Origin of the sequence: Enterobacter sp. RHBSTW-00994 (assembly GCF_013782625.1) — a bacterium.
In the GTDB taxonomy this organism is placed as follows: Bacteria; Pseudomonadota; Gammaproteobacteria; order Enterobacterales; family Enterobacteriaceae; genus Enterobacter.
This window is the reverse complement of the sequence record NZ_CP056199.1, coordinates 2,331,952-2,356,003: the sequence shown is the minus strand read 5'-3', so window position 1 is coordinate 2,356,003 and position 24,052 is coordinate 2,331,952. Positions and strand designations below refer to the sequence as shown.

General features: G+C 54.4%; 22 protein-coding genes. 6 read left to right on the top strand and 16 right to left on the bottom strand.

The genetic code is table 11. The features are described from left to right. Positions 1-13 precede the first annotated feature (13 nt). Genes HV346_RS11300 through HV346_RS11270 form a run of 7 tightly spaced genes read right to left on the bottom strand, consistent with a single transcriptional unit; the run spans position 14 to position 6,463 of the window. On the bottom strand, positions 14-1,240 hold the full coding sequence (locus tag HV346_RS11300) for a Zn-dependent hydrolase (RefSeq protein WP_181623572.1): 1,227 nt from the start codon (positions 1,238-1,240) through the stop codon (positions 14-16). Beyond that, positions 1,237-1,719, bottom strand: a complete 483-nt coding sequence (locus HV346_RS11295; RefSeq protein WP_181623571.1) for an L-2-amino-thiazoline-4-carboxylic acid hydrolase — start codon at positions 1,717-1,719, stop codon at positions 1,237-1,239. The genes HV346_RS11300 and HV346_RS11295 overlap by 4 nt, the downstream gene beginning before the upstream one ends. A gap of 17 nt (positions 1,720-1,736) precedes the next feature. Next, positions 1,737-2,894, bottom strand: a complete 1,158-nt coding sequence (locus HV346_RS11290; protein WP_181623570.1) for a branched-chain amino acid ABC transporter substrate-binding protein — start codon at positions 2,892-2,894, stop codon at positions 1,737-1,739. 27 nt (positions 2,895-2,921) lie between these two features. Then, entirely contained in the window at positions 2,922-3,641 is a 720-nt protein-coding gene (locus tag HV346_RS11285; protein WP_181623569.1) for an ABC transporter ATP-binding protein, read from the bottom strand. Next, a complete protein-coding gene (locus HV346_RS11280; protein WP_181623568.1) occupies positions 3,634-4,401 on the bottom strand; it encodes an ABC transporter ATP-binding protein in 768 nt (255 codons plus the stop codon). Before HV346_RS11280 ends, HV346_RS11285 begins: the two co-directional genes overlap by 8 nt. Beyond that, positions 4,398-5,504, bottom strand: coding sequence for an ABC transporter ATP-binding protein (locus HV346_RS11275; RefSeq protein ID WP_181623756.1), 1,107 nt, complete (start codon positions 5,502-5,504; stop codon positions 4,398-4,400). Before HV346_RS11275 ends, HV346_RS11280 begins: the two co-directional genes overlap by 4 nt. Positions 5,505-5,512: 8 nt before the next feature. Further along, a complete protein-coding gene (locus HV346_RS11270) occupies positions 5,513-6,463 on the bottom strand; it encodes a branched-chain amino acid ABC transporter permease (protein ID WP_181623567.1) in 951 nt (316 codons plus the stop codon). A 171-nt stretch (positions 6,464-6,634) separates the two neighbouring features. On the opposite strand from HV346_RS11270, the gene HV346_RS11265 reads away from it, so the two are divergent. Continuing rightward, on the top strand, positions 6,635-7,579 hold the full coding sequence (locus HV346_RS11265; RefSeq protein ID WP_181623566.1) for a LysR substrate-binding domain-containing protein: 945 nt from the start codon (positions 6,635-6,637) through the stop codon (positions 7,577-7,579). Here the strand turns inward: HV346_RS11265 and HV346_RS11260 are convergent. The 3 genes from HV346_RS11260 to yddG all read right to left on the bottom strand — a co-directional run bounded on the left by HV346_RS11260 (position 7,569) and on the right by yddG (position 10,675). Next, the gene (locus HV346_RS11260; RefSeq protein ID WP_181623565.1) at positions 7,569-8,009 is read right to left on the bottom strand and encodes a GFA family protein; all 441 of its coding nucleotides are present in this window, start codon (positions 8,007-8,009) and stop codon (positions 7,569-7,571) included. The genes HV346_RS11265 and HV346_RS11260 overlap by 11 nt on opposite strands. An 80-nt stretch (positions 8,010-8,089) precedes the next feature. Continuing rightward, on the bottom strand, positions 8,090-9,163 hold the full coding sequence (gene ompC, locus HV346_RS11255; RefSeq protein WP_181623564.1) for a porin OmpC: 1,074 nt from the start codon (positions 9,161-9,163) through the stop codon (positions 8,090-8,092). A gap of 633 nt (positions 9,164-9,796) precedes the next feature. Next, positions 9,797-10,675, bottom strand: coding sequence for an aromatic amino acid DMT transporter YddG (yddG, locus tag HV346_RS11250; protein WP_181623563.1), 879 nt, complete (start codon positions 10,673-10,675; stop codon positions 9,797-9,799). A 221-nt stretch (positions 10,676-10,896) separates the two neighbouring features. On the opposite strand from yddG, the gene fdnG reads away from it, so the two are divergent. Genes fdnG through fdnI form a run of 3 tightly spaced genes read left to right on the top strand, consistent with a single transcriptional unit; the run spans position 10,897 to position 15,489 of the window. Continuing rightward, positions 10,897-13,944 (top strand): formate dehydrogenase-N subunit alpha, encoded by a 3,048-nt coding sequence (fdnG, locus tag HV346_RS11245; RefSeq protein WP_181623562.1) that lies wholly within the window; start codon positions 10,897-10,899, stop codon positions 13,942-13,944. Positions 13,945-13,955: 11 nt separating this feature from the next. Next, complete coding sequence (gene fdxH / locus HV346_RS11240) at positions 13,956-14,840, top strand: formate dehydrogenase subunit beta (RefSeq protein WP_181623561.1); 885 nt, start codon at positions 13,956-13,958, stop codon at positions 14,838-14,840. Then, entirely contained in the window at positions 14,833-15,489 is a 657-nt protein-coding gene (fdnI, locus tag HV346_RS11235) for a formate dehydrogenase-N subunit gamma (protein WP_181623560.1), read from the top strand. Before fdxH ends, fdnI begins: the two co-directional genes overlap by 8 nt. Before the next feature lie 119 nt (positions 15,490-15,608). Here the strand turns inward: fdnI and ppk2 are convergent, their stop codons facing one another. Then, positions 15,609-16,451 carry a polyphosphate kinase 2 gene (ppk2, locus tag HV346_RS11230; RefSeq protein WP_249415138.1) on the bottom strand — a complete coding sequence of 281 codons (843 nt, stop codon included), beginning with the start codon at positions 16,449-16,451 and terminating at the stop codon, positions 15,609-15,611. A gap of 169 nt (positions 16,452-16,620) precedes the next feature. On the opposite strand from ppk2, the gene HV346_RS11225 reads away from it, so the two are divergent. Both HV346_RS11225 and araJ read left to right on the top strand, forming a co-directional pair. Beyond that, on the top strand, positions 16,621-17,265 hold the full coding sequence (locus HV346_RS11225; RefSeq protein ID WP_181623559.1) for a Qnr family pentapeptide repeat protein: 645 nt from the start codon (positions 16,621-16,623) through the stop codon (positions 17,263-17,265). A gap of 120 nt (positions 17,266-17,385) precedes the next feature. Then, complete coding sequence (araJ, locus tag HV346_RS11220) at positions 17,386-18,561, top strand: MFS transporter AraJ (protein ID WP_181623558.1); 1,176 nt, start codon at positions 17,386-17,388, stop codon at positions 18,559-18,561. A 6-nt stretch (positions 18,562-18,567) separates the two neighbouring features. On the opposite strand, the gene HV346_RS11215 is transcribed toward araJ, so the two are convergent. Genes HV346_RS11215 through HV346_RS11195 form a run of 5 tightly spaced genes read right to left on the bottom strand, consistent with a single transcriptional unit; the run spans position 18,568 to position 24,052 of the window. Further along, entirely contained in the window at positions 18,568-19,659 is a 1,092-nt protein-coding gene (locus tag HV346_RS11215; protein ID WP_181623557.1) for an alkylhydroperoxidase domain protein, read from the bottom strand. Between the two features lie 10 nt (positions 19,660-19,669). Beyond that, positions 19,670-20,659 (bottom strand): putative FMN-dependent luciferase-like monooxygenase, encoded by a 990-nt coding sequence (locus HV346_RS11210; RefSeq protein ID WP_181623556.1) that lies wholly within the window; start codon positions 20,657-20,659, stop codon positions 19,670-19,672. Then, positions 20,656-22,263, bottom strand: a complete 1,608-nt coding sequence (locus tag HV346_RS11205) for an ABC transporter ATP-binding protein (protein WP_181623555.1) — start codon at positions 22,261-22,263, stop codon at positions 20,656-20,658. The genes HV346_RS11210 and HV346_RS11205 overlap by 4 nt, the downstream gene beginning before the upstream one ends. Next, the gene (locus HV346_RS11200) at positions 22,260-23,111 is read right to left on the bottom strand and encodes an ABC transporter permease (RefSeq protein ID WP_181623554.1); all 852 of its coding nucleotides are present in this window, start codon (positions 23,109-23,111) and stop codon (positions 22,260-22,262) included. The genes HV346_RS11205 and HV346_RS11200 overlap by 4 nt, the downstream gene beginning before the upstream one ends. Continuing rightward, positions 23,108-24,052 carry an ABC transporter permease gene (locus HV346_RS11195; RefSeq protein ID WP_181623553.1) on the bottom strand — a complete coding sequence of 315 codons (945 nt, stop codon included), beginning with the start codon at positions 24,050-24,052 and terminating at the stop codon, positions 23,108-23,110. Before HV346_RS11195 ends, HV346_RS11200 begins: the two co-directional genes overlap by 4 nt.

Below are 24,052 nucleotides of genomic sequence, written 5' to 3'. Positions count from 1 at the left end.
TCTGACGGGAGCCTTATACATCCTGAGCGGCGGCTAACACGCTGTGCAGTAAAACGTTAGCCCCTTTCTCCGACCATTCAGGGTAAATGCATTCGGCTTCGTTATGACTGATGCCTTTCACACACGGAATAAAGATCATGCTGGCCGGGGCGATCTTGCTGATGTAACAGGTGTCATGTCCTGCTCCGGACACCATCGGTTTTGATGAATACCCCAGTGCTGCTACTGCATTTTCGCTGCGAGCCAGACACCCAGCGTCAAATGCGATCGGGGCGTAATCAAAAATACGCTCAACGGTTGCCGTTACACCGCGTGCAGCGAGGTGCTCTGCGGCAGTGTGAAGTGCGGATTCCATTGCTTCCAGGACCGACTGCGCGGGATGGCGGAACTCTACACTGCACACCACCCTGGAAGGGACAACGTTGCGCGAATTGGGCGTGATCTGCGCCATACCGATAGTCGCGCGGCCGTCTGGCTCATGCTGATAGCCGATCTTTTCAACCTTCAGCGCCAGCTCGGCGAATGCGGTTAAAGCATCCCGACGGCTGTGCATCGGGGTCGTTCCGGCATGTGCGGCGAAGCCGTCCAGGGTTATCGTAAACCAGCGTTGTCCCATGGCGGCGCGAACCAGTCCGATATCAATGGCGTCATCTTCGAGAATAGGGCCTTGCTCAATATGCAGTTCGTAACAGGCGTGGAGTGGAAACGCACGGGCAGGGGTTTCACCGCGATAGCCGATATTGCCCAATGCTTCACTGACGGTGATCCCCTGGTTATCTGCGCGGCTCCAGGCGAAATCCTGAGTGAACTGGCCGCTCCATACGCCCGACGACAGCATGGCAGGCGCAAAGCGTGCGCCTTCTTCGTTGGTCCAGTTCACCAGCACGATATCGCGTTCGGTTTCAACGTCGTTATCGTTCAGGGTGCGTAGCAGTTCCAGGCCAGCCATCACACCGTAGATCCCGTCATAGTTTCCACCGAGCGGTTGCGAATCCACATGCGACCCCGTCATTACCGGAGCAAGCGCCGGGTTTTTGCCCGCGCGGCGAATAAACATGTTGCCCATGCTGTCGACCTCACAGCTCAGGCCTGCTTCCAGCGCCCAGTCCCGAAGCAGGTTTCGGGCGATCCTGTCCTCTTCACTCAGCGCCAGACGGGTCACGCCACCGGCAGGCGTTCCACCAATTTGCGCCATCATTTCAAGCGTTGACCACAGGCGCTCTGCATTCACGCGGATCATGCTTTGTCCTTTTTACTGCGGTAACGGAAATCGCAACACGAACCACCCTGCATAATGGTGCTGGTGCGGGTCAGTTCGACATCTGGCGCGTAACCGACAATGAACTTCTCATCGCGGGCGCAGGAGAGCAGATGCCCAATCTCGGCCAGCCCCATTTCATGATACATCTCGGCATAACGGCAGCGCGTAACGTTGTAGTTGTACTGCTGTTCGTCGGCGTCAATGACCTTAACGTCGAGGGCGTTATCCTTCTCCCACAGATACTGGAGCGCGATAAAACTCTTCACATCCGTACCCTTGGGTTCCTGTCGGGCAAAGTGCTGCCCGGCGTCGATTGCGGCCTGCTCAATGGCCTCGCCAATCACGGCCTGAGCGCGTGTTTTTCCTATCTCGCGCACCAGGATTTCGTAAATTGGCTTAATAATTTCTGCTTCAATTTTGCGGCGGGCAAGAATACCCAGCTCATTATTATCACTCATCACATTGCCTCACTGCGTTACTTCGCTTTTGCGCCACCCAGAACGGTTTGTGGCTGCCATTTACCATCCACCACTTTGTAAACGGTAAATGATGGGGCTTTCAGGTTGCCTTCGTTATCAAACGCAATCTGCCCGGTAACGCCGGAATAGCTGATTGCACGCAGGGCAGGCAAATACTCAGCCGGATCGACAGAGTTTGCTTTTTCCATTGCGGCAACCAGAACGCGTGTGGCGTCATAGGCGAACGGCGCATGCAGTTCGATGTGGGTGTGATAACGCGACTGGTACGCCTGTTCAAAGGCTTTACCGCCTGGCATTTGCTCAACTGGCAGACCTGGCTCTAGCGCCACCACTCCATTACCTTCTTTTTGCGCCAGTTGCAGGAACGTCTGGCTCACGAAGCCGCCTGCGCCCATCAGCGTGGCGTTCATACCCAGTTGTTTGATTCGACGGGCCAGCGGGGCAGCCTGGCTGTCCACGCCACCGAAGAAGATCAGGTCGGCGTTTTTACTGCGAATGGCGGTCAGCACTGCGCTGAAATCGACGGTTTTGTCGTCAACATATTGACGGTCAACAATGTTTACGCCCTGTGCTTTCAGCGATTTAATAAACTCGTCGGCCAGCCCCTGACCAAATGCAGTACGATCGTCGATTACCGCAATACGTTTTGCCTTGAGCGTATTCACGGCGTATTGACCGGCGAACTGACCGCCGTCATCGTCGTGGCCCATCACACGGAAACTGGTGTCAAAACCCTGTTTGGTATAGGCGTGACCCGTGGCAACCGGAGCGACCTGAGCGATACCGGCATCGTGATAGACACGTGCTGCGGGAATGCTGGTCCCGGTATTCCAGTGGCCCACAACACCTGCCACACCGTTGTCCACCAGACGTTGTGCCACAGCAACCGCCGTACGCGGGTCAGACTGATCGTCTTCGGATTGCAGCTTAAAGGTTACGGCTTTGCCGCCGATGGTCGGGTGCTGTTTGTTGATATCGTCGATCGCCAGTTGCGCACCGTTTTCCAGGTCTTTACCGATACGGGCAGATGGACCGGTTAACGGGCCTGCAAGGCCGATAAGCACCGTTTCACTGTCTGCTGACCATGCGCCCGTTGAGGCAAAACCACTGAGCAGAAGCGCGGCGCTAAGCGCACTGATTTTTACTGTTTTCATTGTTTTTCCCTGATGTTGGCTGGTGTGTTAAACGGGCATTTCGCCCAAATAAATGTGTGCTATCTGGTCGTCATCAAGCATCGCTTTTGACTGACCGTGATGCACAATACTGCCGCTGTCCATCACCCATGCGGTATCGGTGACGTTCAGCGCCAGACGTGCATTTTGTTCAATGAGCAGCAGGGCAACGCCGCGTTCACGAAGCCCGGCAATCACGGTGAAAATATTCTCCACCATCTTCGGGGCAAGCCCCATTGACGGTTCATCCAGAATCAGCAGGCGGGGGCGGCTGAGCAGCGCGCGGTTGAGCGCCAGTAACTGTTGCTCACCGCCGGAAAGCAATCCGGCAAGCTGATGCTGTCGCTCACCCAGACGCGGAAAACGCACAAAAATCTCTGCCATTTCATGTTTTACGGTGACAGTGTCACGCCGGAGCCATGCGCCCATTTGCAGGTTTTCCAGGACCGTCATGCGTGCGAAGATCCCGCGTCCTTCCGGGACCATAACCAGCCCGTCGCGCAGTAACGCCTCGGCCTTATGCTTACGCACATTTTTACCGTTGTAGATAATGTTGCCGCTAAAGCTTTCCAGCCCGGTGATAGCCCTGACGGTGGAGCTTTTTCCTGCACCGTTTGCGCCAATCAGCGTAGCCTGCTCACCTTCCTGCAACGAGAAGGAGACATCCCGTACCGCCTGAATACCGCCGTAATGTACGTCCAGACGCTCAACCTTTAGTAATTCAGTCATGTGCATTGCCTCCCAGCCACGCGGCAATGACCGCCGGGTCGCGTCGCACATTGTCCGGCGTGCCACTGGCGAGTGTTTTGCCATAATCGAGCACGGTCAGGCGGTCACAAATCCCCATCACCAGCTTCACGTCGTGTTCAATTATTAACAGGGTTTTCCCGTCATCCCGAATGCGAACCAGTAGTTCACCCAGCGCCACTTTTTCAGCGGCATTCATCCCGGCGGCTGGTTCATCGAGCGCCAGCAGCAGCGGGTCGGTTGCCAGTGCGCGGGCAATTTCAAGGCGACGCTGATGCCCGTAGGCCAGGTCGCAGGCGCGGTAATGGGCGAATTTCGCAATGCCGGTGTAGTCCAGCCAGTGCCAGGCCTGTTCACAGGTGTTCGCCTCTTCGGCTCTGGCGCGTTTATGGCGAGTGAGCGCCGCCCACAGTCCGTTTCGGGTGCGCACATGGCGGCCCACCATCACGTTTTCCAGTACCGACATCTCATTGAACAGGCGCACGTTCTGGAAGGTACGGGCGATCCCGGCCGCCGTGACTTTCTCGATCTGCTTTGGGAAATAGGGGGTATCTGCAATCGAAAATTCGCCGCTGTCAGCAGGATAAAGCCCGGTTATCAGGTTAAAACAGGTGGTTTTACCCGCGCCGTTAGGGCCAATCAGACCGTAGATTTCCCCTTTGTTAATGGACAGGGAGACGTTATCCACAGCGGTCAGGCCGCCAAAGCGTTTGGTCATATTACGAACGGTTAACAGGCTCATACGCTAATCTCCTTGTGACGCACTGGCCATATCCCGGAAGGGCGAACCAGCATGACCAACACCAGTGCCAGGCCGTAAAACAGCTGACGGAGGATTTCCGGGTCAATCAGGACTGTGCCGAACAGTGCCTGCTGAACCGGGGCCGCCTGGCTGCGGAGCAACTCCGGCAGGGCGGTCAACAGTGCCGCACCGAGGATCACCCCGGGAATGTGTCCCATTCCCCCCAGCACCACCATCGCCAGCACTGCGATGGATTCCTGCAAAGTGAAGGATTCCGGTGAAACAAAACCCTGGAACGCGCCAAACAGTGCTCCCGCCACGCCGCCAAAGGATGCGCCCATTGCAAAGGCCAGCAGCTTATAGTTCCGCACGTTGATCCCCATCGCGCGGGCCACGTCTTCATCTTCACGAATGGCGTGCCAGGCGCGACCGATACGCGAGTGTTGCAGGCGCAGGCAGACAAAAATGATCGCCACAATCACCAGCATCAGCAGGTAGTACCAAAGCCACAGGGCGGGAACCTTGAAGCCAAACCAGTGATAAACGCCACTAAACTTGAGGCCAAAGAGGTTCAGCGTATCAACACCGGTAATGCCTTTCGCCCCGTTGGTGATATTGACCGGACGATCGAGATTTCGCATGAGGATGCGGATGATTTCGCCAAAGCCGAGTGTCACTATCGCCAGGTAATCACCCCGCAGCTTCAGTGTGGGGGCACCAAGCAAAATACCGCATACTGCGGCAACCAGGGCCGCGACGGGAATGATCACCAGATATGAGGTGTGAAGCCCATTCGGGAACCAGACACTGAGGATCGGGAAGTCCTCAGGCAGATGCGGAGAGGCCAGCAGTGCCGCCAGATACGCGCCGACGGCGTAAAATGCGATGAAACCCATATCCAGCAAGCCGGTATAGCCGACGACGATGTTAAGCCCCAGTGCCAGCATGATGTAAAGCAGGGCGAAGTCGATCACCCGCACCCAGTAGTTTCCGCCGAGCTGGCTGGCCACGACGGGCGCAATCAGCAGCGCGAGACAGAATAAGGTCATGCCGGGCCAGAATTTACGCGTTGTAGCAGGAGTCTGTAATTGTACGGTTGTCATCATTTCCCTTAGGCTCTGTTTGCCACGCGCTCGCCCAGCAAACCTGCCGGACGGAAGACCAGAACCAGAATCAGCACGATGAATGCGAAGACGTCCTGATAGTTGCTGCCAAATACGCCGTTGGTCAGTTCGCCAAGATAACCCGCGCCCAGTGCTTCAATGATGCCAAGCAAAATACCGCCGACCATCGCGCCACGAATATTACCGATGCCACCCAGAACGGCGGCAGTGAAGGCCTTGATACCGGGCAAAAAGCCCATTGAGAAGCTGGCGTTACCGTAATTGCTTGCCATCATGACGCCCGCGAGTGCGGCAAACACACCACCGATGGCAAATGTCAGGGTAATGATGGCGTTAGGGTTCACGCCCATCAGGGTTGCGACACGCGGATTTTCTGCCACCGCGCGCATGCCGCGACCCAGACGGGTGTATTCAACCAGCAGCCATAACCCGGTCATGACCACTAGCGCCAGCACAACGGTGACGATGCCAGTCACGGTGATAATTGCGGGCGGATGCATCTCGCTGCCGGCTGTCACGGCGATTGGGTCCATCGGCAGGATCTGCGGGAACATCAGTGGATTGCGGGTCCAGATGATCATCGCAACGGTTTGCAACAATACGGAAACGCCAATCCCCGAGATCAGCGGCGCCAGACGTGGGGCATTACGCAGGCGGCGGTAGGCAAAGCGTTCAACGGCCATCGCAAGCAGAGCACAGACGACCATCGCGATCGCCAGCGCAAAACCCAACTGCAACAGCAGCGGCATGTGCGGGAAGGTGTTGTTCAGGGCGTTAATGGCCGACAGCGTCGTGAGTGCGCCAACCATCAGAATATCGCCGTGGGCAAAGTTAATAATGCGCAAAATGCCATACACCATGGTATAGCCCAGCGCGATCAACGCGTAGATGCTTCCCAGCATCACCCCATTGATCAGTTGTTGTATGAGTGTATCCAACGTTCGTACCCGACAAATTGCTCTTTCAGCGGCTACCATCCAATAATTGAATTAAATTGTAAAATACACATATATTATTTCTTATGATAAACCGGTATTGTTTTATCTTAATGATTTATATGAAAATAATGAAATGACTCATACGGCCAAATGACCTAAAGAAATCAATATATGAATAAAACAGAACAGTTGCAGGGCGTGCCTGCTTTCGCAGAAAGCCGTCTGGCCAACGATCCGCCACTGAGGGCGGTCCGCGCGTTTGAAGCGATTGCGCGGCTCGGCAGTGTGACGCTTGCTGCACAAGAACTGGCTATTTCACCTTCAGCGGTGAGCCATCAACTCAAAGTGCTCGAAGGGTATTTGCAAATGCCGCTGACGGAGCGCCAGGGGCGCAGGCTTGCGTTGAGCCAGCAGGGGCGTGATTACTACCGCTCGATCCGTGCGGCATTTAACGTGCTGCGCCAGGCGACGGAGCATCTGGTGGAGCAGGCGCAAACCCGTCAAGTGACCATCAGCTTGATCCCGCTGTTTGGCATGGGCTGGTTTATCCCTCGTCTGCCTGCGTTCATGCGTGCCAACCCGAAAACGGAAATCAATGTGGTGTATGCCAACCACCGTAACTACCTGAGCGATGCGTCGGATATGTCTATCCGTTTTGGCAACGGACAGTGGGCAGGATATCAAAGCGAAAAGCTGATCTCGGGGCAGATGGTTCCGGTATGCAGTCGCGCATTTTTGCGTATTCACGGGCATATCGACACGCCTGAACAACTTCTTCAAATGCCACTGTTGCATGATGAAGAACGGACTACATGGCAACAGTGGTTTATGTTGCAGGGGGTAAAACGTCCGCCGCGTCGAAGCGGGCCGATGTTTGAAGATGGTCTGCTGACGCTGGCGGGTGTTCAGGCTGGCCTGGGCTGCGCGCTGATGCGCGAACCGCTTATTGCACCTTATCTGGAGAGCGGTGAGCTGGTGAAAATCTTCGACTCCCCTATAGAAGATGGGCGCGATTACTACCTGTGCGTACGCTCAGATACGGAAATGACCGAAGACGGTAAACTTCTGCAACACTGGCTACGTCGAGTGGCAGGCAATGAACAGTCTACGGGGTAAGCACGCAACTCTTATCCATCGCCTCAATCTCGGTTCCACTCAGCCGCGCGTATTGTCCTGTGAGCCGCCAGAACGCTGGCTGCGTCTCGGTGTAGATTTCGGCAGCCAGTACCAGGCGACGCCGTTCATCCTCACTCATCTCAAGCAAGGTCCAGGGGATAAAATAACGTTCGGATGTCGTCAACTCAAACCACAGGGGGCAGCCACAGCCAGGGCAAAACCAGCGCTCACCGCGCGTGGAGGAGGAAAAATGGGAAGGGGCGATGGAGTCTTGCTCAACGAGCGGTTGTCCTTCAGCTTCCAGGTACATGGCAATACCACCTGACCATTTCTGGCACAGTGTGCAATGGCAGGCGTAGACATCGAAGTTGTTGAGACTGACGCTGAAATGGCTCATCCCACACAGACAGCGTCCTTTGAATATGTGCATGGCGTACTCCTTTATCACGCCAGGTCATCCGGATAAAAAAAGCCAGCCACGAGGGCTGGCTTTTTTACACTAACAAAATCTTAGAACTGGTAGGTCAGACCTACAGCTACGATGTTGTCGGTAGACACTTTCGCGTCTTTAGTGAACTGGCTGTCGTCAACCAGGTTGATTTTGTAATCAACATAGGTGGACATGTTTTTGTTGAAGTAGTAGCTCGCGCCGACATCGATGTACTCAACCAGATCCTGGTCGCCGTAAGAACCAATGTCTTTACCTTTGGATTTCAGGTAAGCGATGGATGGACGCAGACCGAAATCAAACTGGTACTGAGCAACAGCTTCGAAGTTCTGAGCTTTGTTCGCAATATAACCGCTACCGAAGTTGGTCATGTTGCGGGTTTCAGAATAGGTGGTTGCCAGGTAGATGTTGTTCGCATCGTACTTCAGACCAGCAGCCCATACTTCTGCGTTCTCGCCACCTGCATTCAGGTTGCTTGCAGAACGAACCTGCAGATCGGTACGGTCAGATTTCGCATAGGTAGCCCCCACGCCGAAACCGTTCATTTCGTAGGTAGAAGACAGGCCCCAACCGTCGCCGTTCGCTTCAGTGATGTCGCGGTCGTCGTTTTTACCCTGGTACTGAGCAGCAAAGTTCAGACCGTCAACCAGACCGAAGAAGTCGGTGTTACGGTAGGTTGCAACGCCAGTCGTACGGCCAGTCATAAAGCCATCAGTCTGAGTCCAGGTGTCGCCGCCGAATTCTGGCAGAACATCGGTCCATGCGCCGATGTCATAAGCAACACCGTAGTTACGACCGTAGTCGAAAGAACCGAATTCGTTAAATTTCAGACCTGCAAATGCCAGACGGGTTTTGTTGCCGTCAGCACCTTCGGATTCTGAACGGTTACCTTTGAACTCATATTCCCACTGACCATAGCCGGTCATCTGGTCGTTAATCTGAGTTTCACCTTTGAAACCCAAACGCACGTAAGTTTTATCGCCGTCGTTTTTGGTTTCATCAGAGAAATAGTGCAGACCTGTTACTTTTCCGTACAGATCCAGTTTGTTACCGTCTTTGTTATATACTTCAGCCGCGTTTACAACGCCTGCTGCCAACATGGAAGTCACTGCCACTGCAACTAATTTAAGTTTCATTTTTAATAATCCTTATAATTTTCTTTACGCATTTCCTGCGTCATTGCTAAACAATTTCTAAACGAAGCCGCTTGTCAATGACATGCTATTCTTAAAAATCTTGTGGTCTCCTTTCAATAATAAGTTTCAATTTATTAATTTTAATTTCAATTAGTGTGATCGTGATCGGAAAAAGTGACTCGAAACAGCGTTTTCTGGCTAATTAACAGACAGCGATGCATTATTTTCTGTGTATCACAATTCCCGTTGAAATAGTTTTAATGTGTTTTTGTTGCCACTTGAAATTTTTATCTCACGCATAACAATTGATTAACAATAAAGACATTTGCTCATATTAAAACAGGGTGTTATGAGTATTTTCGCATTTTGATAATGTTATAAGTGCCGACATATCCAGAAATAAACTATTGCAATAAGTGCTATTTAAACAGTGAATATACGCAGAGGATTAATCACGTGCCGGTGTCAATTTATGTCAATTAATGGCGGTGGGGATTTACGAAGGGAAGGTAATATAAACAAGCGCTGAACAAGGATGCTATAGATGAAGAGAATATTCTTAAACTAAATCACACTGATATTTTGAACCTGTTGCGGCGGGCACTTCATCTGCCCGACACAGGGTTTTGAACGCTATTTGCGTGTCGCATACCAGCACAGCAGAGAACCGGCGCACACCATCACCGCGCCTTGCCAGAATGAGAACGACAGCGGAGCGCTCAGCAAGACTGCAGCCAGTGCAGCCGATAACACAGGGGTAAAATAGGAGACCGCGGCAAGGACGGTAACATTGCCGTACAGGATACCAATATTCCAGGAGGCATAGCCGAACCCGAGTGCCACGCCACACATTAATAGCTTCACGACAACAGGAACGCTAAACACCATTTCCGGTTGCTCGCTAAAGGCATATTTCAGCCATAAACTGAGCGCTGTGAGCAAAACAAAAAGGGTAATGCCGTTCTGTCCGTTGGCAAATTTACTGGTGACGGTGCAGTAGGCCGCCCAGATAAATGCCCCGGCAAAAGCCAGTGCGTAACTGAGTGGACTGGAGACAATATTACGCGTGATCTCGTCTATATGCAGGCCGTGTTCACCACCCAATACCCAGCATACCCCCATGAGTGAGATGGCTAATCCGGGGATGACCCACAGGGTTGATTTTTGGCCGTTAAACAAAATCGCAAATACAATAGTGAGGCTAGGCCAAAGATAATTGACCATGCCGACTTCGATCGCCTGGGGACGTGTTGCCGCATATCCCAGTGAGAGCGCCAGGCAAATTTCGTAGCTGACAAATAAGACGCTCCCGGCAATAAGGTAACGTGGAGAGAAACGTCTAATATTTGGCAAGCCAACCGTCACCAGACAAAGTAATCCGCTGACGGTATAGATCATTGCCGCTCCCCCAACAGGACCTAATCCTTCGCTCACGCTACGAATAAGTCCGACCATCGTGCTCCACAGCAGGATTGCCGCCAGTCCAATGAGCGTTGCTCTTTTTTTATCCATCACCTTGCCATCGCCATAAAATACAAAGGGAAAATTTATAGCACTAATCTGCTATTGCTCGCGAATTATTCTCTTTAGCGGGTAACTCCAAAGGATTAAACAAACCCGCCAGGGGCGACTATTAAGGGGGCGAAGCTGAGTGACATTGATTTGACGCAAAAAAATCAGGGACTTTGCTGTTAGTTTGCGGCGCGAAGTCTTATCAGATAACGAGGACAGCAATGGACGTCAGCCGCAGACAATTTTTTAAAATCTGCGCGGGCGGTATGGCCGGAACAACAGCTGCCATGTTGGGATTTGCGCCCAAAATGGCACTGGCTCAGGCGCGCAACTATAAACTGCTGCGTGCCAAAGAGATCCGTAACACCTGCACATACTGCTCCGTAGGATGTGGGCTATTGATGTATAGCCTGGGCGATGGCGCGAAGAACGCCAAAGAAGCGATTTATCATATTGAAGGTGACCCGGATCATCCGGTCAGCCGTGGAGCACTCTGCCCGAAAGGGGCTGGCCTGCTGGATTATGTCCACAGTGAAAACCGGCTACGTTACCCGGAGTATCGAGCGCCTGGCTCCGACACGTGGCAACGAATCTCCTGGGATGAGGCCTTTAGCCGCATAGCAACCCTGATGAAAGCCGACCGCGACGCCAACTTTGTTGAAAAGAATGAGCAGGGCGTCACTGTCAATCGTTGGCTTTCCACCGGGATGCTCTGTGCATCTGCGGCCAGTAATGAAACCGGCATGCTGACGCAGAAGTTTGTGCGCTCACTCGGCATGCTGGCGGTAGACAATCAGGCGCGTGTCTGACACGGACCAACGGTAGCAAGTCTTGCTCCAACATTTGGTCGCGGTGCGATGACCAACCACTGGGTTGATATCAAAAATGCCAATGTCGTGGTGGTGATGGGCGGTAACGCCGCAGAAGCCCACCCGGTGGGATTCCGCTGGGCGATGGAAGCGAAAAACAATAATGATGCGACGCTTATCGTGGTCGACCCGCGCTTTACGCGAACGGCATCGGTGGCTGATATCTATGCGCCAATCCGCTCCGGTACGGACATTACGTTCCTGTCCGGCGTACTACTGTACCTGATTGAAAACGGCAAAATTAACGCGGAATACGTTAAACACTACACCAACGCTAATCTGCTGGTGCGGGAAGATTTTGCCTTTGATGACGGTCTGTTCAGCGGGTATGACGCCGAAAAACGGCAATACGACAAATCATCCTGGAATTATCAGTTTGATGAAAACGGTTATGCGAAACGTGATGAAACCCTGACCGACCCGCGCTGTGTGTGGAATCTGCTGAAACAGCATGTTTCCCGTTATACGCCGGATGTCGTGGAAAACATCTGCGGCACGCCGAAAGCGGACTTCCTGAAGGTATGCGAAGTGCTGGCGTCCACCAGTGCAGCAGATCGAACCACCACCTTCCTGTATGCGCTGGGCTGGACGCAACACACGGTGGGGGCACAGAACATCCGCACTATGGCGATGATCCAGTTGCTCCTGGGCAACATGGGGATGGCCGGAGGTGGCGTAAACGCCCTGCGAGGTCACTCGAATATTCAGGGGTTAACGGATCTCGGCCTGCTCTCTACCAGTCTGCCGGGGTATCTGACGCTGCCATCGGAAAAACAGCCGGATCTACAAACGTACCTTGCGGCAAATACACCTAAAGCAACGCTGCCCGACCAGGTGAACTACTGGCGTAATTATCCGACGTTCTTCGTCAGCCTGATGAAGTCGTTCTATGGTGATGCCGCGCAGAAGGAGAACAACTGGGGGTTTGACTGGTTGCCTAAATGGGATCAGTCCTGGGATGTCATCAAGTATTTCAACATGATGGATAAGGGCGACGTAACGGGCTATATCTGTCAGGGGTTCAATCCGGTTGCGTCCTTCCCGGATAAAAACAAGGTGGTTCGCAGCTTAAGCAAGCTGAAGTATATGGTGGTGATCGATCCTCTGGTGACCGAAACCTCTAACTTCTGGCAAAACCACGGCGAGATGAACGAGGTCGATCCGGCATCCATTCAGACTGAAGTGTTCCGTCTGCCTTCCACCTGCTTTGCAGAAGAAGATGGCTCGATTGCTAACTCCGGTCGCTGGCTGCAGTGGCACTGGAAAGGACAGGATGCGCCGGGTGACGCGCGAAACGACGGTGAGATCCTGGCCGGGATATACCATCGCTTGCGCGAGAAGTACCGAACCGAAGGGGGTAAAGGCGTTGAGCCGCTGCTGAGAATGCAGTGGAACTACAGTCAGCCGGACCATCCGGAATCGGAAGAGGTGGCAAAAGAGAATAACGGCGTGGCACTGGCCGATCTCTATGACATCAGCGGTAATCTGGTGGCAAAAAAAGGCCAACTGCTGAACAGCTTTGCGCTGCTACGCGATGATGGCACGACGGCCTCGTCTTGCTGGATCTACGCCGGAAGCTGGACGGAGCAGGGCAACCAGATGGCGAACCGCGATAACGCTGATCCGTCAGGATTGGGCAATACGCTGGGGTGGGCCTGGGCCTGGCCGCTGAACCGTCGCGTTTTGTACAACCGCGCTTCGGCGGATATCAACGGCAAACCGTGGGATCCGAAGCGGATGCTGATCCAGTGGAACGGTACGAAGTGGGTGGGGAACGATATCCCGGACTTCAACACCGCAGCACCAGGAAGCGCCACCGGACCATTCATTATGCAACCAGAGGGGGTGGGACGCCTGTTTGCGCTCGACAAGCTGGCAGAGGGGCCTTTCCCGGAACATTACGAGCCGATGGAGACGCCACTGGGAACCAACCCGCTGCACCCGAACGTGATCTCAAGTCCGGTAGTACGCATCTACGAAGAGGATGTGCTGCGTTTAGGCAAAAAGGACGCGTTCCCGTATGTCGGAACGACTTACCGCCTGACCGAGCATTTCCATACCTGGACTAAGCATGCGCGGCTTAACGCGATTGCCCAGCCGGAACAGTTTGTGGAGATAAGCGAAACGCTGGCGAAAGCAAAAGGGATTGCGAATGGCGACCGTGTGACGGTGAGCAGCAAACGCGGGTTTATTCGCGCGGTAGCGGTGGTAACCCGTCGTCTGCAAACCCTGCACGTTAACGGCCAGCAGGTTGAGACGGTGGGCATCCCACTGCACTGGGGCTTTGAAGGGGTGGCGCAGAAAGGCTATATCGCCAATACCCTGACGCCAAACGTCGGCGATTCAAACTCGCAAACGCCGGAGTATAAGGCGTTTCTGGTCAACATCGAGAAAGCGTAAGGAGCGATTACATGGCGATGGAAACACAAGACGTTATCAAACGCTCCGCGACAAACCCGATAACCCCCGCGCCTCGCGTGCGGGATTATAAGGCGGAAGTGGCAAAGCTGATTGATGTCTCATCCTGTGTGGGCTGTAAAGCCTGCCAGGTGGCCTGTTCGGAGTGGAACGATATCCGTGATGAGGTAGGGCATTGTGTCGGGGTTTACGATAACCCGGCCGACCTGAGCGCCAAATCCTGGACGGTGATGCGTTTTAGTGAAACCGAACAGAACGGCCGGCTGGAGTGGCTGATCCGTAAAGATGGCTGTATGCACTGCGACGACCCGGGCTGCCTCAAGGCATGCCCGTCTGCCGGGGCGATTATTCAGTACGCTAACGGCATCGTCGATTTTCAGCAGGATAACTGCATCGGCTGTGGTTACTGCATCGCCGGGTGTCCGTTCAATATTCCGCGTCTCAACAAAGAGGATAACCGGGTCTACAAATGTACCCTGTGCGTAGACCGCGTAAGCGTTGGGCAAGAGCCCGCTTGCGTGAAAACCTGTCCAACCGGTGCGATTCACTTTGGTACAAAGAGAGAGATGCTGGATGTGGCGCAGGTACGCGTCGATAAACTCAAGGCTCGTGGTTACACCAATGCCGGTATTTACAACCCTCAGGGGGTAGGCGGCACGCATGTGATGTACGTCCTGCATCACAACGATCAGCCGGAGTTGTATCACAATCTGCCAAAAAATCCGGCAATCGACACCTCTATCAATCTGTGGAAGGGGGCGCTAAAACCGCTCTCAGCGGCAGGTTTTATCGCCACGTTTGCCGGGTTGATTTATCACTACATTGGTATCGGGCCTAACAAAGAGGTGGATGACGACAAGGAGGAACACCATGAGTAAGTCAAAGATGATTGTGCGCACCAAATTTATTGACCGCGCCTGTCACTGGACGGTGGTGATCTGCTTTTTCCTCGTGGCGGTCTCCGGGATTTCGTTTTTTTTCCCAACGCTACAATGGCTGACCGAAACCTTCGGTACACCGCAGATGGGACGCATTCTTCATCCGTTCTTCGGCGTGCTGATTTTCGTGGTGCTGATGTTTATGTTCGTGCGCTTCGTTCACCACAATATCCCGGACAAGCAGGATATTCCGTGGGTAAAAGGGATTGTTGAGGTTCTGAAGGGGAACGAGCACAAAGTGGCGCGTGTCGGGAAATACAACGCCGGGCAAAAGATGATGTTCTGGACCATTATGAGTATGATTTTTGTCCTTCTGGTCACGGGGGTAATCATCTGGCGTCCCTGGTTTGCGCCGTATTTCCCCATTCAAGTGATTCGTTACAGTCTGCTGATCCACGCCACCTCGGCCATTATTTTGATCCATGCCATCCTGATCCATATGTACATGGCCTTCTGGGTGAAGGGATCGATTAAAGGCATGATTGAAGGGAAGGTGAGTCGTCGCTGGGCGCAGAAACACCATCCACGCTGGTATCGCGATGTGGAACGAATTGAAGCAAAAAAAGACAGTACCGAAGGGATGAAGTAAGCGGATGCGTCGCCGGCATTGCCCGGCGGCGTGTTACTGCAAATATAGCGAGCCGCATTCTCATGAGTAATAAAGGGTATTCGCCCTTTTATTTATTTGCATAAAAGGGCGGGTGTTGATTAGAACCGCTCTGCAACATACCGGAACGGATAAGTGGTTGGTTTCATTTTTCCCACTTTTCGTTTCGGTAAATTCACCGCTTCTGTATGCAAATCTTTATAGGGGATCTGCGAAAGGAGATGCGAAATAATATTTAACCGCACGCGTTTCTTGTCTTCGGAGCGGGCAACAAACCACGGAGCCCAGGCAGTATCGGTGGCGGCAAACATGGCATCACGTGCCACGGTGTAGTCATCCCACATATTGAAAGATTTGATATCCATGGGAGAGAGTTTCCAGGTTTTGCGGCCATCATTAATGCGATCGCGCAGGCGGCGCTCTTGCTCTTTCGGCGTGACCTCAAGCCAGTACTTCAGCAGAATGATCCCGGCATCGACCATGGCTTTTTCCATCACCGGTGTGCCATCGAGAAACTTATCCACTTGTTCCTGAGTGCAGAATCCCATGACCCGTTCAACGCCCGCGCGGTTGTACCAGCTTCGATCAAAGATAACGATTTCACCTGCGGAAGGCAGGTGGGGAATATAACGCTGGAAGTAGAGCTGGCTCTTTTCTTTATCTGTGGGGGCGGGGAGCGCAACAACACGGAAGACGCGAGGGCTGACGCGCTCGGTGATGGCTTTAATCGTCCCGCCTTTACCTGCGCCGTCACGGCCTTCAAACACGATGCAGACTTTAAGCCCTTTGCTGACCACCCACTGCTGGAGTTTAACCAGCTCCACATGCAGCCGACGAAGCTCTTTCTCATAGTCCTTCGTCTTAAGGGAAACCTTAATGGCCTTGTCTGGAGAGGCTTTGGGCGCGGCTTTTGCTTCGGTTTTGTCTTGCCTGGTCTTTCCCATAACATTCCTCTTTTTCAGTACAGATCATGAACGTTGAAGGCGCTAACACTTTGAAGTGTAATCCTGGCTGCAACGCTTCGCGGGAATTATTTGCACAAATCAGTTCCTCTGCGGCGAGGTCCGGGTTACACTTTTACGCATATACTGTATAAATAAACAGGCGTGTATCATGGCATTGATTCTGGAAGGTGAAAAGATAGGCCGTAGCCGGTTTACCGGCGAGAAAATCGAAAATGCACTCTTTCGCCACTGTGATTTTTCCGGTACGGATCTGACGGGTACGGAGTTTATCGGCTGCCAGTTTTATGATCGTGAAAGCCAGACAGGGGGCAATTTCAGCCGGGCGCAGTTGAAGGATGCCATCTTCAAAAGCTGTGATTTATCGATGGCAGATTTCAGAAATGCCAGTGCGTTGGGGATTGAGATTCGTGAGTGCAGGGCGCAAGGGGCCGATTTTCGTGGAACCAGTTTTATGAATATGATTACCCCACGCACCTGGTTTTGCAGCGCTTATATCACCAAAAGTAACCTCAGCTACGCCAACTTTTCGAACGTGATCCTTGAGAAATGTGAGCTGTGGGAAAACCGCTGGAATGGAGCGCAAACGCCTGGTGCAACCTTCAGCGGCTCCGATCTTTCCGGTGGCGAGTTTTCTTCATTTGACTGGCGCGCGGCCAACTTTACGCACTGCGATCTGACGAACGCTGAACTGGGCGAACTCGACGTGCGCGGCGTTGATTTGCAGGGGGTCAAACTGGACAGTTACCAGGTGTCTCAGCTTATGGAACGCCTTGGGATCGTCATTATCGGTTAATCATATTCACAACCCTACCCGAAATGATGGATTAACGTGCCAGAAAGACGTTTTGAACTGGTTCGCCCTACATGATTGTTCAATAATGCATGTTGCAAATTTTTAACAAGTGGTTGTGGTATGAAAAAAACAATTTTTTCGTTGGCACTTGGTACATTCGGTCTGGGAATGGCTGAATTCGGCATTATGGGGGTGTTAACGGAACTGGCTCATGACACCGGGATTTCGATTCCCTCCGCCGGCAATATGATCTCATTTTACGCGTTTGGCGTGGTGATCGGCGCTCCCATCGTGGCACTCTTTTCCTGCAGGTTCTCGCTTAAATCAACGCTGCTGTTCCTGATGGTTATGTGTGCCATCGGGAATGCCATCTTTACCTTTTCCACATCGTATCTCTGGCTGGCGACGGGGCGTTTGATTTCCGGTTTCCCCCATGGGGCGATTTTCGGTGTTGGCGCGATAATTCTGTCGAAAATTGCGCCTCCGGGGAAAGTGACGGTTGCGGTCGCGGGGATGATCGCGGGAATGACGGTGGCGAACCTGGTGGGTGTGCCACTTGGCACCTGGTTGGGCCATGAATATAACTGGCGCTACACCTTTTTCCTGATCGCGGTTTTTGATGCGCTGGTGATCCTGTCGGTGCTGCTGTGGGTTCCTAAGCTCTACGATAAGACCGAAACGCGCCTTACCGAACAGTTCCACTTCCTCAAAAAGCCGGAGCCGTGGCTGATTTTTGCGGCAACCATGTTTGGTAATGCCGGTGTTTTTGCCTGGTTCAGCTTTGTTAAGCCCTTTATGGTCAACGTGTCGGGTTTCTCCGAAGGGGTAATGACCGTTATCATGATGCTGATGGGGCTGGGAATGGTGCTGGGAAATCTGCTCAGCGGCAAGTTGTCCGCCCGCTTTAGCCCATTGCGCATTGCGGCGACAACCGATCTGGTGATCGTCGTCGCCTTGCTGCTACTGTTTGCCTTTGGTGAGCACAAAATGGCCTCGCTGATAACCGGTTTTATCTGCTGTGCCGGGTTGTTTGCACTCTCTGCCCCTCTGCAAATAATGCTCCTGCAAAATGCAAAAGGGGGAGAATTACTGGGTGCTGCCGGAGGTCAGGTGGCATTTAATCTGGGAAGTGCGATTGGGGCATATTTCGGTGGAATGATGATTACACTCGGTTTTAGCTGGAGCTATGTCACGCTGCCAGCGGCCATTCTCTCCTTCTCGGCAATGTCATCCCTGCTGCTTTATGGTTATCTGAAGGCCAAACGTAATCAGGCTAACGCGCATGCGTTAGCCTGATTCTTCTCAGGAAAGCCAGGGCTCGCCCAGGGTCAACATCAGGCGGTTGGCCCAGGCGAAGAAGGCGGCAGACTGAACCAGATCAAGCTGCTGTAACGTATCCAGTTCCTGTTTTTCGAGCGCCGCCAGATGGGCTGGCGTGATGGCAGGCGGCGTAACCGACAGCGCTGCAGCAAAATGAATTTCCGCCTGCCAGCGGGGCGACTGTCCCTCACTCAGCGACTGGCCAGGACGTACTGCCAGCAGCGCCTCTACGGCGGTGTCATCCTTTGACAACTGACTGGCTTTACGCGCATGGACAGATGCGCAGTAAATGCAGCCGTTGATTTTACTGACGACCGTCGCAGCCAGTTCACGCTCTGCACGCGGTAATCCTCCCGGCGTGTAAAAAATTCCTTTATCCGTTAACGTGCGCTGCTCCAGCACCGGCAGGTTGCGTCCCAGCAGGCGGAAATAATCCGAATCGGTATGGCCAAATTTCGCCAGGACGGCAACCTCATCGGCGTTAAAGTCTGCCAGCGGTTTTGCGGCGACCCAGGGTTCCCAGCCCAGCTCTTGCTGCGTGAAAGCCACAGGCGCCGCTTTGCCCGTCAACGTCGTCGCGGTGGTGTGCCAGACGCCAGCCACAACCGGTGCGTCACTGGCGGGGACCGGTTTGTCATTCAACAACCGCAATCCGGCGATCAACCGACTCTGGAAGCTGACAAACGCGATGACTTGTGCCAGCGTGACGATGGCCTCTTTGCTCCAGCCGGCCTGTGTCAGGGTGTTCAGGGCGCCAGGTGTCGCTTCCACAGGGGAGAAGGTCAGCAAACGGGCAAAATTCAGCGCAGGTGTTAACCGGGATGATATCGGGTTAGCCAGGCCAAACCCGGCGTAGTGGGCGGCCAGCGACGGTGCGTTGTGCCATTTGGCCACTTTCGCTGCCACGGCAAAACGCTCATCCAGCGCGAAAGCAGGATCCTGTTGGCTAAACAGGGTTTCGTAACTGCCCTGGGCGTGACGTGTGGCGGCATCACGGGTGGCGCGTGCTTGTGCCAGAGGTGAACCGGGTACGATCTCCGCCAGCTCGGCGAGAATATCCTGACTTAATGCCATGCGTGTCTCCTCAAAGAATGTGGGGGGCAATGTGGTCTGCAATCAGCTCAATAGAGCGCAAGGTATCCCGGTGGGAAGGTTCGACCGAGTGTACCTGGAATGAGATGTCGGTAGCTCGCGCCAGAACAGAATCCCCTTGAAGTGACGCCAGTACCGTTTGCGGTGCGCCGATATGGGCGTCGAACTGACGACGATAATCTGTGACAGTGTCACCTGTAACCTGATGTCCGGCCGCACGATGCTGCTGTGCTTGTCTGGTTAAACCGGGGGCAGCCACCTTCAGTGCGTAGTCATCGCTGTCAGCGACAAACGCGGTGCGGGAGGCCAGAATTCTCGGCGCAATGCCCGCTGGCAGGGCGTCAAGATAGGCATCCACTATAGGGTTTTGGATCTCATCCAGCGTTAAATCGAGCCGATCTGCCGGGCGGGGCTGAGTGCGGGACAGCATCAGCCCATGTCCTGCCTGTGCAGCTCTTACTGCGCCGTCAATGGAGAAGGTTGCGATCCAGATTCGGTCGGCAAGTTGCGGAGCTGGCGGGTAAAGATGATTATCCGGATGCGTCAGCGAATCGCCGCGCCAGGCACTTTGGATCAGATGTAAATATTCGGCGAAGGCTGCACCGCGCTCCTCGAATGTCAGGCCGAACGGCAGAAACGACGTGGGCGTACCGCCCGAACCAAAACCGACCTCCAGCCTCCCGTCGGCCAGCAGATCCAGTACTGCGGCGTCTTCCGCCACGCGCAGTGGGTTTTCCATCGGCAGGGTAATGATGGCGGTTCCCAGACGAATATGTTCTGTATGAGCGGCAACGTGTACCAGGAACAGCAGCGGAGAAGGCAGGCCGCCTTCATGTTCGTGAAAGTGGTGTTGTGCAATCCACGCACTGTCGAAACCGTGGCGTTCAGCGTGGCGGATCTGTTCTGTCGCCAGCCGGTAGCGTTCTTTTGGTGTGGCATCATCCAGCAGGCGGGTGAAAAAACCCAGGCGTTTTCGCGTCATGCAAACTCCTCCGTAACAGGTGAAAAATGGGGAATGGCGTCAATCAGTTCGCGGGTATAACTGTTCTGTGGCGAGGCAAACAGGGTCTCGACGGCGCCATGTTCAACAACCTGACCATTGCGCAGCACCGTCACGCTATGTGCGATACGGCGAACGGTCGCCAGGTCGTGGGTGATAAAGAGATAGGTCAACCCCAGCTGTTGCTGGAGCTGCTGAAGCAGTGCCAGGATCTGCGCCTGTACTGTGACATCCAGGGCGGAAGTGGCCTCATCAAGCACCAGAATCGTCGGGTTCAGAATCAGGGCACGTGCGATGGCGACACGCTGACGCTGCCCGCCTGAAAGTTCACGCGCCGTCCGGTTCAGTAACTCGACAGGCAGGGCTACCCGCTGGGCCACCGTTTCAACACGCGTTTTTCGTTCCCCTTTATTAAAGCGGGCAAAGTTTTTCAGTGGCTCTTCGATGATTTCAAAGAGCGTCTGGCGCGGGTCGAGCGACGCAAAAGGGTTCTGGTAGACAAACTGGATTTTTTGCCGTAACTGCCTGCGCGCCTCACGGCTTAGTTCAGTGGCGTTAATGTCGTCAATCACCACACGGCCACTGTCTGCCTGTTCAAACCCCAATAGAATACGGGCGAGGGTGGTTTTGCCTGACCCTGACTCACCCACCAGCGCATGCGTGCTGCCGCGCGTAACGTCAAAACTGACGGTATCAAGCGCCTGTAGCTGATGACCTTTTCCCAGCGAAAATTGTTTGCTGATGGCCTCTGCGCGAATCGCAGGCGACGCCAGCGGACGTCCGGATACCGGAGCAATCGTCAGCCGCTGTCCTTGCAGGTCGCTTAATAGCTGGCGGGTGTAAGCATGCCGGGGAGCGCGGACAATGTCTGCTGTCGCGCCCTGTTCCTGAATTTCGCCGTGACGGAATACCAGCAGTCTGTCAGCACGTTGCGCGGCCAGTGCCAGATCGTGGGTGACGAACAGCACCGCCGTACCGGACTCGCGGCGCAGCAGATCCAGCAAATCAAGAATGCGCTTTTGTACGGTCACATCCAGCGCGCTGGTTGGCTCATCGGCAATGATCACATCCGGGCGCAGTGCGATAGCGATGGCGATCAGCACTCGCTGTTTCATGCCGCCGGAGAGCTGGTGCGGGTACTGTTTCATCCGCTGTGCCGGATGGCTGAGCCCCACTTTGGTTAACAGTGTCAGCACCTGTTCATCACGTTGAGCCGCCGTCATTTTCTGGTGAAGCTGAACGATTTCGCCCACCTGCGCGCCTATTGTCTTCACCGGGTTAAGCGAGTTACCAGGGTCTTGTGGTACGAGACTGATACGTGCTCCACGCAGGCTATCCAGCCGCCGGGATGACCACTGGCTTATCTCCTCGCCATTCAGACGGATGCTGCCGCTGTCGCGACGGGCATTTTCTGCCAACAGGCCAATGATGGCCTGAGCCGTCGTGGTTTTGCCTGAACCGGATTCACCGACAAAGGCCAGCATTTCACCGCGACCAAGGCTAAAGCTGACGTTATGCACCACTTCACGCCACTGGCGGCCCGTCCGGTAGCTGAGGGTAAGATTTTCAACCGTGAGTACCGTCATACGCGACCTCCGCTGAACTGTTGACTGATTCGGTTAGTGGCCAACACTACGGCAATGACGACAATCCCGGGGAAGGTGGTGAGCCACCAGGCGGTTGAGAGATAATTGCGCCCTTCAGCGATCAATAACCCCCATTCTGGTACGGGAGGCGGTGTGCCATATCCCAGAAAACTCAGTGTGGAAAGGGCCAGAATGGCCTGCCCGAACTGCAACGTGGCGAAGGCCAGCACCGCGGTGAAGGCATTGGGCAGAATATGTCGCCACAGCACGGCCCAAAAGGTTCCGCCGCTGCCGAACGCCGCTTCAACGTAGTCAGCATGGCGAATGCGGACCACTTCCCCCCGCGCCAGACGTGCGAAGCTGGCGATTGATGCAACCCCGACAGCGATAGCGGCATTGACCGTGCCAAAACCAAGCAGGATGATCACCGTCAGAGAGAGCAGCAGGGATGGGATTGCGAGCAGTACGTCAACAAAACGCATCAGCAATGACTCGACGCGCCCGGCAACAGCACCGGCGATAACACCCAGACCTGTACCGACGACCAGCCCGAGGCTGACGGCGGCCAGTGCGGCACTCAGGGAATGCGATGCGCCATAGACAATCCGGGTATACACATCGCGACCAAGCTGGTCAGTACCCAGCCAGTGTCCGGACTGAGGCGCGAGACGCTGTGCTCCTGCGATGCCTTCAATCGGGCTGTAGTGGGTAAAAATGCCCGGTGCGAATGCCGCGAATGCGGCCAGGAACATCACGGCCCAGGCCAGCCATAATCCTGGCTGCCACGGCAATGCCTGCCAGGAAGGGACGTGTTTTCGCGCCGCCGCTGCGTAATCAACCAGGCTCATGATGCACCTCCGGTAACGGTTTGCAGGCGAGGATCGAACAGCGGCATCAGCAGATCCACCAGCAGATTGATCAGGACAAAACCGAGGGCTGAAATCATGACCACTGCCTGAAGCACCGCGATATCCTGGTTGTTAACGGCCTGCTGTGTGAGCTGTCCCAGGCCGCTGCGGCCAAAGACGGTTTCAGTGATCAGTGCCCCGGCAATCAGTTCCCCGAGCAGCAATCCCGCAATATTCAGTACCGGCAGCAGCGCGTTCCCGGTGACGTGCCGCCACAATACGGCGGTTTCACTCAGCCCTTTGGCCCGCGCCACAGCGACGAATGGCTGAGAGGCCACTTGATCCAGACTGCGCATCAGAATCTGCGCCAGCGGCGCGGAGATCGGAATAGCGACGGTGACGATCGGCAGGATCAACCCCTGTAGCGGACCAGGGTTAATGACCGGAATCAGCCGGAACTGGAAGGAAAAGAGCTGAATCAGGGCGATTCCCAGCCAGAAAGTGGGCAAGGAGATAAACAGCACAGGCAGAGACTGTATCGCGTTGCTGAGCCAGCGTAAGCCGGGCAAACGCGCGGCAAAGGCCAGGGCGAACGCCAAAATCACGGCCAGGGCGAAGGCGGGTAATGCCAGGCTTAAAGTGTCCGGCAGATTTGTGGCAATCAATTCGCTCACCGGAACCCCTGCCTGTAATGAGTAGCCAAAATCCCCGTGGAGCATGGCAAACAGCGTGTGGGCATATTGCTGCCACAACGGACTGTCTGCGCCATACGCCACGCGCATCTCCTCGATTTGTGCCGGGCTTAACCCTAAATCCGGATTCTGAAATTTGATCAGTACAGCATCACCCGGCAGCACCTGAAGCAGCACAAACGAGAGGGTAAATGCTGCCCATAGCACCAGCAATCCGTGGCCGAATCGTTGCAGAAGTGCGTGGCTCAT

Excerpts from the sequence above, each read along its gene's own strand:
- yddG (WP_181623563.1), bottom strand. The coding sequence starts at position 10,675 with ATGGATAAAAAAAGAGCAACGCTCATTGGACTGGCGGCAATCCTGCTG.
- ppk2 (WP_249415138.1), bottom strand. The coding sequence starts at position 16,451 with ATGGGAAAGACCAGGCAAGACAAAACCGAAGCAAAAGCCGCGCCCAAA.
- HV346_RS11195 (WP_181623553.1), bottom strand. The coding sequence starts at position 24,052 with ATGAGCCACGCACTTCTGCAACGATTCGGCCACGGATTGCTGGTGCTA.
- HV346_RS11200 (WP_181623554.1), bottom strand. The coding sequence starts at position 23,111 with ATGAGCCTGGTTGATTACGCAGCGGCGGCGCGAAAACACGTCCCTTCC.
- fdxH (WP_181623561.1), top strand. The coding sequence starts at position 13,956 with ATGGCGATGGAAACACAAGACGTTATCAAACGCTCCGCGACAAACCCG.
- HV346_RS11300 (WP_181623572.1), bottom strand. The coding sequence starts at position 1,240 with ATGATCCGCGTGAATGCAGAGCGCCTGTGGTCAACGCTTGAAATGATG.
- HV346_RS11210 (WP_181623556.1), bottom strand. The coding sequence starts at position 20,659 with ATGACGCGAAAACGCCTGGGTTTTTTCACCCGCCTGCTGGATGATGCC.
- HV346_RS11285 (WP_181623569.1), bottom strand. The coding sequence starts at position 3,641 with ATGACTGAATTACTAAAGGTTGAGCGTCTGGACGTACATTACGGCGGT.
- HV346_RS11215 (WP_181623557.1), bottom strand. The coding sequence starts at position 19,659 with ATGGCATTAAGTCAGGATATTCTCGCCGAGCTGGCGGAGATCGTACCC.
- HV346_RS11260 (WP_181623565.1), bottom strand. The coding sequence starts at position 8,009 with ATGCACATATTCAAAGGACGCTGTCTGTGTGGGATGAGCCATTTCAGC.
- HV346_RS11205 (WP_181623555.1), bottom strand. The coding sequence starts at position 22,263 with ATGACGGTACTCACGGTTGAAAATCTTACCCTCAGCTACCGGACGGGC.
- HV346_RS11290 (WP_181623570.1), bottom strand. The coding sequence starts at position 2,894 with ATGAAAACAGTAAAAATCAGTGCGCTTAGCGCCGCGCTTCTGCTCAGT.
- HV346_RS11280 (WP_181623568.1), bottom strand. The coding sequence starts at position 4,401 with ATGAGCCTGTTAACCGTTCGTAATATGACCAAACGCTTTGGCGGCCTG.
- HV346_RS11295 (WP_181623571.1), bottom strand. The coding sequence starts at position 1,719 with ATGAGTGATAATAATGAGCTGGGTATTCTTGCCCGCCGCAAAATTGAA.
- HV346_RS11275 (WP_181623756.1), bottom strand. The coding sequence starts at position 5,504 with ATGACAACCGTACAATTACAGACTCCTGCTACAACGCGTAAATTCTGG.
- HV346_RS11225 (WP_181623559.1), top strand. The coding sequence starts at position 16,621 with ATGGCATTGATTCTGGAAGGTGAAAAGATAGGCCGTAGCCGGTTTACC.
- ompC (WP_181623564.1), bottom strand. The coding sequence starts at position 9,163 with ATGAAACTTAAATTAGTTGCAGTGGCAGTGACTTCCATGTTGGCAGCA.
- HV346_RS11265 (WP_181623566.1), top strand. The coding sequence starts at position 6,635 with ATGAATAAAACAGAACAGTTGCAGGGCGTGCCTGCTTTCGCAGAAAGC.
- fdnI (WP_181623560.1), top strand. The coding sequence starts at position 14,833 with ATGAGTAAGTCAAAGATGATTGTGCGCACCAAATTTATTGACCGCGCC.
- araJ (WP_181623558.1), top strand. The coding sequence starts at position 17,386 with ATGAAAAAAACAATTTTTTCGTTGGCACTTGGTACATTCGGTCTGGGA.